This is a genomic window from Oceanobacillus sp. FSL K6-2867, from assembly GCF_037963145.1.
Lineage (GTDB): Bacteria > Bacillota > Bacilli > Bacillales > Amphibacillaceae > Oceanobacillus.
Genome location: NZ_CP150144.1, coordinates 410,854 through 423,056, shown reverse-complemented (window position 1 = coordinate 423,056; position 12,203 = coordinate 410,854). Strand labels below are relative to the sequence as shown.

At 37.6% G+C, this 12,203-nt stretch carries 8 protein-coding genes; 7 read left to right on the top strand and 1 reads right to left on the bottom strand.

What is annotated here, in order from left to right; genetic code table 11:
• Window positions 1-243: 243 nt before the first annotated feature.
• Window positions 244-1,437, bottom strand: a complete 1,194-nt coding sequence (locus NSQ77_RS01925; RefSeq protein ID WP_339228535.1) for a sugar diacid recognition domain-containing protein — start codon at window positions 1,435-1,437, stop codon at window positions 244-246.
• Window positions 1,438-1,591: 154 nt separating this feature from the next.
• On the opposite strand from NSQ77_RS01925, the gene NSQ77_RS01920 reads away from it, so the two are divergent.
• The 7 genes from NSQ77_RS01920 (at window position 1,592) to NSQ77_RS01890 (ending at window position 12,103) form a co-directional block, all read left to right on the top strand.
• Window positions 1,592-2,758 (top strand): FAD-binding oxidoreductase, encoded by a 1,167-nt coding sequence (locus NSQ77_RS01920; RefSeq protein ID WP_339228533.1) that lies wholly within the window; start codon window positions 1,592-1,594, stop codon window positions 2,756-2,758.
• Window positions 2,759-2,806: 48 nt separating this feature from the next.
• Complete coding sequence (locus tag NSQ77_RS01915) at window positions 2,807-3,991, top strand: aminotransferase class I/II-fold pyridoxal phosphate-dependent enzyme (protein WP_339228532.1); 1,185 nt, start codon at window positions 2,807-2,809, stop codon at window positions 3,989-3,991.
• 17 nt (window positions 3,992-4,008) lie between these two features.
• Window positions 4,009-5,637 carry a thiamine pyrophosphate-dependent enzyme gene (locus NSQ77_RS01910; protein ID WP_339230917.1) on the top strand — a complete coding sequence of 543 codons (1,629 nt, stop codon included), beginning with the start codon at window positions 4,009-4,011 and terminating at the stop codon, window positions 5,635-5,637.
• A 22-nt stretch (window positions 5,638-5,659) separates the two neighbouring features.
• Window positions 5,660-7,150, top strand: a complete 1,491-nt coding sequence (locus NSQ77_RS01905; RefSeq protein ID WP_339228531.1) for an aldehyde dehydrogenase family protein — start codon at window positions 5,660-5,662, stop codon at window positions 7,148-7,150.
• Window positions 7,151-7,519: 369 nt separating this feature from the next.
• The gene (locus NSQ77_RS01900) at window positions 7,520-8,482 is read left to right on the top strand and encodes an ornithine cyclodeaminase family protein (RefSeq protein WP_339228530.1); all 963 of its coding nucleotides are present in this window, start codon (window positions 7,520-7,522) and stop codon (window positions 8,480-8,482) included.
• Between the two features lie 166 nt (window positions 8,483-8,648).
• Window positions 8,649-9,941: an FAD-dependent oxidoreductase gene (locus NSQ77_RS01895; RefSeq protein WP_339228529.1), complete on the top strand. Its 1,293-nt coding sequence runs from the start codon at window positions 8,649-8,651 to the stop codon at window positions 9,939-9,941.
• Between the two features lie 152 nt (window positions 9,942-10,093).
• Window positions 10,094-12,103: an FAD-dependent oxidoreductase gene (locus NSQ77_RS01890; RefSeq protein WP_339228528.1), complete on the top strand. Its 2,010-nt coding sequence runs from the start codon at window positions 10,094-10,096 to the stop codon at window positions 12,101-12,103.
• Window positions 12,104-12,203 lie beyond the last annotated feature (100 nt).

Here is a 12,203-nt window from a genome sequence, read left to right as displayed (position 1 = left end):
CCAAGGATGAAGGTTGCTTTGAAAAATAGTTAAATTATATTGTTCTATGTATATAAGAAAGAGGGAATAAAAAATACAGCATAATTGCACAAAAAAATTGTTTTATTTCAAATGGTATTTTTGGAATGCATCAAATAAATGAATGACTATAATAGGTTAAGGGTAATTAATACATATATATAAATTGCACAAAAAATAATGAAAGCGATTCCAAATTCGCTTTCATTAAAAAGAGTTGAGTGGTTAATAAAATTGTCTCTTTAAACCTAAGTATAGCAGCATACAATGTTCAAAGCTTTTAGTATCCAGTGAAGTTATTTCTTCAATCTTTTGTAACCGATAAATAAGTGTGTTTCGATGAATAAAGAGCTTCTTTGCAGCTTTACTCGTATTCATATTTGTCTCACAGTAAGTTATAAATGTTTTTGCGAGCTCTGAAGCAGACTTATCCTGGAGTAACGGTAATAGCCTGAATGCAAGTCTATCTTTGTAATCGGCTTTCATTTGTTCCGGAAGCAAACCGAGTAACAAATCCCAATTATGGTAACTGTAAATTTTAGGTGAGATATCCAATTGCTCGCCATACTGAATTAAGCTGTTTGCTTCTCGGAATGATTGATCTATTCCTGCGATGGTTTGTGATAGGCTGCCGATAGCAATGGCCGTATGTTTAATTTGAAACGATCGCAGAACAGCCATCAATTTTAAACTTTGCTTTTCAAAACAATGAAGTCTATCTATATATGCTTTCTCGCTGAGGGCGGAACTTAATAAAATTATTTTCTCTGAGTTTAAAAATGTACAAAGACTATCCTCCTGTTTACAATGGAATGCCTCACGTGTTGACTCCAGCAACTCTGCTTTTATATCTCCAACTTTATGTTGTATCGTTGTATTTTTTAATAAGGCATTTCCGATGTCTATCACAATACAAAAGCAATATGAATCATAATTTATCTGAAACATGTCACAGTACTGCTCTAGTGTTTGCTGATTATGTGTATCATTCAATAAAACATATTGGGCAAATGTTTCGGCTGCTTTCAGACGCAAATCTTTTGTTTGTCGACGAATTGCATCTTGCCACATCATTTCAACATAGTTTTTCACTAAGTATGCATAAGGCTTTACTTGTTCTGGTGGACCGATAATACCAAGGACCCCAACGGCTTTACTCTCAAATGTTAAAGGAATGACGACGCCTGGCAGAACATTATTCATATTTTTTGTTTTTTCCTCATCATATATTAGTACAGTATTTTTCTGTAAAGCCTCTTTAGAAGGGGGATGAACTGTTCCGATTCGATCTGGATTTGTTGATCCGATAATATAGCCATTTTCATCAATTAAACTGATAGGAAAAGGTAATATATCTGAAGTCGATTTTACTATTTTCTGTGCAAATTGCACAAAACCTTTAATAATCGTCACCTCCATTTATTTCGATTCATTTAATTCTATATTAACATAGTAATATAATTAGGAAAATATAGAAAACTTAAATTTTTGTATATCTTGTCTATAGATTTATTGATATTACAAAGCTATAAATAAACTATAAGATTTTTTAAATGGGCTTGGAGGTGCGGTTTTGGTAAAAAAGACAGACATTATTATTGTCGGAGGCGGGGTTATTGGATCAAGTATCGCATTTAATCTTTTAAATGATGGGTTTGAAGGAGAAATTATTTTATTTGAAAAGGATAAAACGTATGAATTTGCCTCTACACCAAGAAGTGCTGGTGGTATTAGGCAATTATTTACGACAGCAATCAATATTCAGATTAGCAGGTATAGCTTAAAAAAGTATAAGACATTTCCAGAGGATATGGCTGTAGACTCTGAACAGGCAAAAATTGATTTTAAACAGAATGGTTATCTATTTCTATCAACTAATGAAAATAGTAATCGGCTATTTAAGCAGCAGCAATTACAAGCGAAATATGGGGTGCCTTCAGAGGTGTTATCAAGTGAAGAACTGAAGGCAATTATTCCTGAGTTGCATACCGATGATTTACAAGGCGGGCTTTATTGCAGAGAAGATGGATATTTAGATCCTTACTCTGTGATGCAAGGATACATCCGGAAAACAAAGCAGCTTGGTGGCGTATACCAATATGAAAAGGTCGAGACAATTATTCAGGAAAGAAACAAGGTTACAGGTGTGCAATTAAAGAATGGCGAGATATATCATGCGCCGATTGTTATAAATTGTGCAGGTCCTTGGGCTCCATTATTAAGTGAAACAATTGGTTTATCAATTCCAGTTGTCCCATTCAAGCGCCAAATCATTCAATTTGATATTTCGAAACCGTTAACGAATGAATTGCCTTTAACCATTGATCCAACCGGTGTTTATTTCCGACATGAAGGAAAATTCCTGATTGCTGGTTACTCTGAAAAAGTAAAGCCAGGGATTGATTTTAAATGGTCCCGTGATTTTTTCTATGAACATTTATGGCCAATTCTAAGCCAACGCGTGCCAAACTTTGAAAATGCCAAAATAATTCGAGGCTGGGCAGGTATGTACAGCCATAATACACTTGACCAGAACGCTATTATAGGAGGGCATCCTAAGCTGCAAGGATATTATTTGGCATGTGGATTTAGCGGGCACGGTATGCAGCAGGCGCCTGCGATTGGAAAAGGATTATCCGAGCTCATTCGTACTGGTTCATATGAAACATTGGATTTAAGTCCATTATGCTTTGAGCGATTTGCTAATAATAAGTTAATTGTTGAAGAGGCAATTGTATGATGGTTAGAGAGATTTGAAAAATGATCTTAATAAAAAAGGGGAGACAGAATGAACGATTTTGTATCCGATGTCGTGAAAAATATGCCGGCATATTTGTTTTCAGAGCTTAACAGGAAGAAGAAAGCTTTGCAGGAAAAAGGAGTGGATGTGATTGATTTAGGAATTGGTGCACCTGATTTGCCAACCCCTGACTTTATTTATGATGTTCTAATAAAAGAGGCCAAACAGCCTGCGAACCACCGTTATTCCCCTTATAGCGGCATACAGGAATTTAAAGAAGCAGTTGCTTCCTTTTATGAAAAGCACTATAGTGTGGATTTAGATCCGAGCACTGAAGTTTTAACTCTTATTGGTACAAAGGAAGGGATTGTTAATCTTATCCAGGCAGTAATCAACCCGGGTGATACAGTACTTATCCCTGATCCAGGTTATCCCGTTTATCGGATGGGCGTTCATTTGGCTGGTGGGGATGCGGTATCCTTGCCGCTCGATGAGCAAAACGGCTATGTTCCACAATATGATTCGCTCACAGAGAGCGAGCGAGAAGCTGCAAAATTAATGTTTCTAAATTATCCGAGCAACCCGACAGCAGCAACGGTTGAGTTATCAACCTTTGCCGAGGCAGTTGAATTTGCTGTTAAAAATAACATTCTGCTTGCCCATGATGCTGCCTATGATCTTGTTACATTTGACACGTATAAGTCACCAAGTGTGCTTCAAGTACCGAATGCGAAAGATAATGCAATCGAATTTGGAACATTATCCAAAAGCTATAATATGACCGGGTGGAGAATCGGCTATGTTGTTGGAAATAAAGAAATTATTCAAGCGCTTGCAACTTTAAAGAGCAATATTGACACAAGTCAATTTCTTCCAATTCAGTTAGCTGCAGCTACTGCATTGCGAAGCGATCATCGAACGGTGAAAGAAAATAGTGCAATTTTTAAAAAAAGAATGGAAAAACTCCACAGCGCTTTGGCTGAGATAGGGATAACAGCAAATAAGCCAAGAGGCACAATTTTTCTTTGGGCAGACGTTCCGGATGGGTTTACGTCTGCTGGATTTGCTAACAAGCTTTTAGATGAATTAGGTATTATTGTGACTCCTGGAACTGCGTTCGGTCCTGGTGGGGAAGGACATTTTCGAATATCTTTGTCCGTATCTGAAGAGCGTTTAGATGAAGTGATCAAGCGAATGAAAAACTTAGATGGATTAGGGGTGAACCCGTCTTGATTATGAAAGCAGAAAAAATGACTGCTGCCAGTGCAATTGTTGAATGTATGAAACAGAGTGAGATACAAAAGGTTTTCTGTGTGCCTGGCGAAAGCTACTTGCCGGTTCTCGATGCTTTATATGATGAACAATCCATCCAGCTGATTTCTGCCAGGCATGAAGGTGCAGCAGCTTTTATGGCAGAAGGATATGCAAAAGCAACATTAAAGCCAGGCGTTGTATTAGCAACGAGAGCTGTAGGTGGAAGTAATCTGACGATTGGTGTGCATACGGCTTATCAGGATTCAACCCCAATGGTTGTTTTTCTTGGTCAGGTTAGCAGAAAGTTCAGAGGCAGAGAAGGATTTCAAGAAGTTGATTTAGATCGCTATTTCCAACCAATCACGAAATGGGCCGTTGAAATTACAGACCCGGAGCGGACACCGGAAATCGTTAGCCGGGCATTTCGGATCGCACAATCTGGACGACCAGGACCAGTTGTTGTTTCCTTACCAGAAGACGTTCTTCCAGTAAAAGCACTCATGCAATTCGGTCCGAAGTTAGTGCCGCCAAGACCTGCACCATCTAAACAGGAAATGAACCAGGTGAAGGCACTGCTCCTGGAGGCAAAAAAACCAATCATCATTGCAGGAGGTGGTATAAAGAGCGCTCAGGCAGAAAAGTTATTAATTGATTTTGCAGAAAAAAACAAGCTTCCTGTACTTGCTGCCTTTCGAAGGCATGATGTGTTTCCAAATCAGAACAAGTATTATGCTGGTCATCTTGGATTGGGTACGCCGAAAGAGATACTCGAAACCGTTCGTGAAGCAGATGTTGTTTTTGCACTAGGAACAAGGTTATCAGAGGTGACCACACAGGATTACACAATTATAAACTCCGGTCAAAAATTAATCCATATCGATATTGACTATGACACGATTGGCAAGGTGTATACACCAGAAGTTGGGATTGTAGCGGATGCTAAGGAGGCCTTACGCTTACTAAATGAACTATCGATGCCGGTAAATTGGGAGGATTGGACATTAGCAAGACGGCAAACTTTTGAAAAAGTAACTGATTTAGCAACTTTACAGGATGAAGTGATCAATCGAGAAGTAATCGAAATCCTGAAGGACAAACTGCCAAATGATGCCTTATTAACGAATGACGCAGGTAATTTTGCAGGCTGGCTGCATCAATTTTATATGTTTAAAGAAAAGCATACATACATTGGACCAACATCGGGTGCAATGGGGTATGGTATGCCTGCAGCATTGGGAGCAAAGCTTGCTTTTCCGACGAAACAGGTCGTTTCCCTATCAGGTGACGGAGGATTTATGATGACCGTTCAAGAATTGGAGACAGCTGTTCGCTATCATATTCCGATTATTTGCCTTGTGTTTAATAACAATATGTATGGCACAATTCGGATGCACCAGGAAGTGCATTACCCAGAAAAAGTAATTGGTACAGATTTAGGACAGGTTTCTTTTAAAGATTTAGCCATCAGTATGGGTGCAGATGGCTATGCAGTAGAATCTCCGGAGGAATTTGCATCTGCATTTGATAAAGCGCTAATAAAAAACAAGATTGCTGTTATTGAGATTATGACGGAAAAGGAGCAAATCTCTGTTTCACAAACAATCACGGGATTACGCGGAAAATGAATAGCTGAGAAGGAGAGTTAATATGACAATACAATTAGAAACAAGGAAACTAGCAAACTTTATTAATGGAGAGTGGGTTGAGGCAGGTAAATCTACAGGGGTTATTAACCCTGCGACAGGTGAGGAGATTGTTCAAGTACCACTTTCTGATTCAGGCGATGTAGAGGAAGCAGTGCAGGCAGCTAAAAATGCGCAAAAGGAATGGGCGCTAGTTCCGGCACCACAACGGGCAGAAGTACTATATCGTGTTGGTTATCTCCTGAAAGAACGGAAAGAAAGGCTTTCACAGCTTTTAACACAGGAGAATGGCAAAGTGATTGAAGAAGCTCGTGGAGAAGTGCAAGAAGGAATCGATATGGCTTTTTATATTGCCGGGGAAGGGCGCCGGCTTTTTGGCCAAACGACACCAGCAGAATTAAAGAATAAATTTGCGATGAGTCAGCGTGCCCCAGTTGGTGTTGTTGGAATTATTACCCCATGGAATTTTCCAATTGCGATTGCTACGTGGAAATCGTTTCCGGCAATTATCGCTGGAAATGCAGTAGTATGGAAGCCTGCAACGGAAACTCCGATTATGGCGTATGAATTAGCCAAAATCTTTGAAGAAGCTGGTCTGCCAAAAGGTGTAATAAATGTTGTATTTGGCTCTGGATCTACAGTTGGAGATGCCTTTGTTCACCATACAGACATTCGGGTTATTTCTTTTACAGGGTCAAATGATACAGGGCGGAATATTGCTGCAGCATGCGGAAAGCAATTGAAGAAAGTTTCATTAGAAATGGGCGGTAAAAACGCTGTGATTGTTATGGATGATGCAGATCTTGAACTTGCTGTAGAGGCAATTTTATGGAGCGCATTTGGGACGAGTGGTCAACGTTGCACAGCGTGCAGCCGAGTAATTGTGCATGAAACTGTCAAAGAAACATTGGAAGAACGATTACTAGCAGCTATGGAAAATTTAACGATTGGTAATGGTTTAAATGAGTCCATTAAGGTTGGTCCAATTATTAACAAAGCTGGAATAGATAAGATAAAAAGCTATATTGAAATTGGGAAAAATGAAGGTGCTAACCTTCTTGCTGGCGGCTATGAATTGACGGATGGAGAATATCGCCAAGGAAACTATTTTGCTCCAACATTGTTCACCGATGCGACAGCAGATATGCGGATTGCACAAGAGGAAATCTTTGGTCCTGTTGTATGCTTGGTTCCTGTAAAAAGCTTTGAAGAGGCAATTGAAGTAAATAATGGAGTCGAGTATGGTCTATCCAGTTCAATTTTCACAAATGATGTCAATCGTGTATTTAAAGCACAGCGGGATCTGGATACAGGAATTGTCTATGTGAATGCAGGTACAACTGGGGCAGAAATACACTTGCCGTTTGGGGGAACAAAGGGAACGGGGAATGGTCATCGTGATTCTGGTGTTCAGGCTCTCGACGTGTTTACAGAATGGAAGGCAGTTTATGTTGATTATAGTGGAATGCTTCAGCGTGCGCAGATTGATGTATGAGGAAAGGGGGAGCAAGAGACTATTGCGCTGCTTAGGGTTTTAAACAACTTTTGACGAATCATTGTGTCAATATAAATGAAACAGGAACTTGAATACTCTAATCAAGATCCTGTTTCATTTAAAAACAACAGTTGAAAGCGTTTACTTAAAATTGTGCATATTGCACGAGAATAGTAATTAGTTGTTTAACTATTATACATAACATGCAGAGTCCATCTTCTATTATTTTATTATGTCATCTTTAAAATCGAATGGATTATTTTTAGTCATTTTAACGGTAGATATTTTGTCTTTTTTCATTATAAACTAATATAAATAGAAATATTAGTAATAATTAAAATGTAAACAAGAACTAATGGGGGTAATGTTTTGTTATTTTTAAATGAACATAATATTAAGCAGGCAATAACGATGGAAGAAGCTATTAATGCGATTGACGAAGCATACAGATTATATGGGGCTAATGACTTTCAAATGCCAACAAGGATGCAGATAAATGAGGATAAAAATACGTTAATTCTTATGCCCTGTATAACAAACAAAGCAATCGGCACAAAACTCGTCACATCTTTTCCTGATAATAAAAGTTTACCTACACTTCATGGATTAGTAATTCTTAATAGTATTGAAACTGGAGAAATTCAAGCGATTTTAGATGGTGCATTCTTAACTGGATTTAGAACGGGTGCGATTGGCGGATCTGCCATCCGCCATCTAGCAAATTCGAACGCAAAAAAAATAGCGATTATAGGAACAGGAGTTCAAGGGCTGTACCAAGCAATTGCAGCCTGTACGGTACGCCCTATAACAGATATATATTTATATAATCGTTCAAATGAAAAGATTGATTCTTTTATTCAATCATTTTGCAGTTGGATTGACAGTCCTCCCACATTTCATAGAACTAAGACTGCAGATGAAGCAATTCAGGATGCGGAAATTATTATCACAGCTACAACCTCTTCTACGCCGGTTTTACCGAACGATACTTCTTTATTAAAAAACAAATTAGTCATTGGTATTGGCTCTTTTCAACCAACAATGAGGGAATTTCCTGAAGCTCTTTACCACATATCTGACCATATATTTGTAGACTCCAAAGATGCAATTTTAGAATCTGGTGATATGAAAACTCCTCTAGAACATAACTGGATTAATGAAAATGCAATTGAAACGATGTCTTCTTATCTTACAAACAAATACTCCATAAATCATGAAGCTCAAAAAAGTATTATTTTCAAATCAACAGGCATTGCACTGTTTGATGTTGTTGTGGGAAATTTCATTTATCAAAATGCAAAACGCAGAGAAATTGGTATGCTGTTAGATTAAACATTTCCAATAATATTGATGTTACTATGCTGATTAATTTTAGGGCCAATTAAAATATCCGATTCTTGGTATTCTTTCTATTGGAACAATGGTAATTATTTACGAAATCGGTTTTCAAAGTATTCATTATTAATTTATTTTATATAGATCTGGAAAGGATGAAAAAATGCCAAAAGTGATCATTATTGGTGGTGGAATTATTGGACTTGCAAGTAGTTATTATTTAAGAAAAAAAGGATTTGAAGTAGTGGTTATAGATAAGGAAGAACCTGGTATGGGGTGTTCCAGTGGAAATATGGGGTGGATTGTTCCAAGTTTATCTGATCCAGTACCTGCACCTGGTCTCTTTAAAACTACTTTTCAATGGATGATGAAAAGTGATAGTCCGCTATATATTAAACCTTCTGCATTACCTTCATTAACAAGATGGATATATCATTTTAGAAAATACTGTAATGAGGCAGACTTCAAAAAAGGTTATGAAGCTGGATTGGAGATAAGCAGAGATACACTATCCTTATTTGATGAACTTGAAAAAGATGAGAATATAAAGTTTGAAGTATATAAAAAAGGCCTATTATTTGTGTTTCTAAATGAGAAATATATCGAAGAAAAATACAATATATATTGTCATGCTGAAAAGATTGGCTTATCTGCACCTGTACCAATGTCAAAAAAAGAATTATTAAAAATGGAGCCTGCTCTATCGGATAATGTAGCAGGTGGACTTTATTTGCCGGATGAACGTCATACACGCCCTGAGTCATTAACCAAGGCTATTAAAGATTGGTTAGTAAAAAATGGGGCTGAGGTTAAATCCCATTCGGAGGTAAAGGATTTTGTTATAAAGGAAGATGAAATAGTTGGTGTAAAAACATTAGATGAAACAATTGAGGGAGATTATTTTCTTATAACCACAGGTGTTCTAGCTGCTGACATGTTAAATAAAATTGGTGTATCCTTCCCAATGACTGCAGGTAAAGGATATAGTATTACAATTACCTCTCCATCTTTACAGCTTCAACAACCGCTCTATTTAGGAGATTCAAGAGTTACACTTAGTCCGTTTAGTGATTCGTTGCGTGTTGGGGGAACCATGGAGTTATCCGGGATTAACACAAATCTGGACCAACGTCGAATTAAGAGCTTACTTGTTACTCTTCAAGATTATTTAAAAACTCCCTTATCAGGAGAAAACCAAAAGAATTGGGTAGGTATGCGTCCAATGACACCTGATGGCTTGCCGGTTTTGGGTGAAGTACCAGAGTTGAAAAATACGTATGTGGCCACTGGTCATGCCATGAGCGGAATTTCCATGTCACTTTCTACAGGGAAAATAATGTCTGATTTAATTGTTAATGGTAACTCGGACGTCAATATCAGCCCATTTGCTCCTGACAGATTTAAGAGACGGTTTAGTCAGATAGATAAAGATAATAAGGAACCAATGAATATCTAAAATCCTTTAACTGCTAAAAACAGTAATATCGATAGATCATATATAACTTGGGTTTTGAAGGTGAGTAGTTAGTAACATTTTAGAGTTCTAATAAAACGTTGATTGTATGTGCTTAAAAAATTAAATAATTTAGGGTCAGGAGGTTTAACAAAATGAATCACGGAATCAAAATTCGGAATCTTGGTAATATACTTTCCCCGATTAGTATTGGTCCAATAAAGATAAAAAATAGAATTTTGGTATCAGCTCATCAACCTGTTTTAGCAGAGAATGGTTTACCGACAGAAGAGTATCTTCAATATCACCAAAATCTCGCGGCTGGAGGAGCGGGGCTGCAGATAACGGGTGCAACATCCGTACATCCCACTGGAATGAATGAATATAACTGTTTAGTGAATCATGATGAAACTATTATTCCCGGCTATCAGAAATTAGCAAAGGTAGTTCACGAAGAAGGTGGAAAGATACTTGCTCAATTAACACATTTTGGTGCAACTGGTTGGACAGGAGTCCTGGAGGAACCAGCATGGGCACCTTCACCCGTTGGCTCAGAAATAATGCGTGTAACACCTCATGAAATGACAGCAGGGGAGATACAAGAAGTAGTCAAAGCTTTTGGGGAAGCAGCTTACAGAGCTAAGGCAGGTGGTCTCGACGGAGTTGAAATAACGGCAGCTCACGGTATGTTAATTTCTGCATTCCTTTCAGGTTATGCAAATCATCGAACTGATCAATACGGTGGTAATCTAGCTAATCGTATGCGTTTCTTAATTGAAGTTATCGATACAGTTTATAAGTATGTTGGTGAGGATTTTATTATTGGTATTCGTTTTTCAGCTGATGAAAAGGTTGATGGAGGTATAGACATCACACAAGCAAAAGAAATTGCTAAGCGATTGGAGTTAACAAAAAAAGTAGACTATTTAAATGTTATTTCTGGTACTAACTTGGATCGATTTCAACGATGGGAGCATTGGCCTGCTACCCCCGCACCGCACGGACTTTTTGTAAATTTAGCTAAACAAATTAAAGAGGTAGTAAAGCTCCCCGTCTTTGCAGTTGGGCGAGTAACCGAACCTGAACTGGCTGAGAAAATTATTTCCGAAGGTTTTGCAGACATGGTAGCGATGACTCGAGGACATATAGCTGATCCAGAAATCATAAAAAAGATTCGAGAAAAACGCCCTGAAGATATACGTCCGTGTGTTGGTTCGAACTATTGTATTAAACAAGTGCTTCAAAGTAAACCAGTTCGCTGTATATATAACCCATCAGCTGGCCGTTCAAAGAAATTAGGACCAATTATACCTGCAATAGAAAATAAGAAGGTAATCATTATAGGGGGAGGTCCTGCTGGATTAGAAGCTGCTAGAGTTGCTGCTATACGCGGGCATACAGTAGAAATGTATGAAAAAAATAATAAAATTGGGGGACAATTGCGGCTTTGGGCAAATACTCCTTCGATGAATGAACTCCAAAAGTCAATAAATTGGTTTGAAAATCAAATAGAAAAATTAAATATAAAAGTACATTTTAATAATGAAATTACAAAAGATATGCTCTTAAAACTAGATGCCGACGAAATTATAGTTGCAACAGGAGCTGAACCAGCTGACTTAGGTTCAGAAAATTGGCTTCCTTCTTTGTCAGTAAACGAAGACATATTGGTTAAAATAGTTACTCCTCATCAAGTACTGGATAGTAAAAACATTGAATTTAAAAAAGCAATCATATGGGATCATGCAGGTGGTGAGGCTGGAAGTCAAATAGCAATAAGTGCTGCTGAATACCTTATAAATAATGGTGCTGAAGTTGAAATTGTTTCTCCAACCTTTTCTATTGGTGAAGATATCCATCCAACATTAAGAACACCATTATATAAACGGTTGTTAACAAATGGAGCAGTTTTAAAGCCAAACAGCAGGATACAATCTATTCATAATAGAGAAATAGAAATTGAAAATATTTATTCTGATGAACAGCATGTAAGTTCAAATGTTGATGTCTTAGTTACATGGCTAGGAAATAAAGCAAATGACAGAATTTATAAAGCCCTTTTAAATAACGGGTTTAAAAATGTGCATTTATTAGGAGATGCAGTAGCTCCTCGAACAGTTGAAGCAGCAACGTACGAAGGTGCAAAAATAGCCAGGAGAATTTGACATGCTTCTTAATTCTAAATGAAAATTAGTAATTGGTTTTATGCGGTCTTAAATAAGGACCCAGAATTTTCCGGAATATTTAGAAAATAAAACAAAGTAA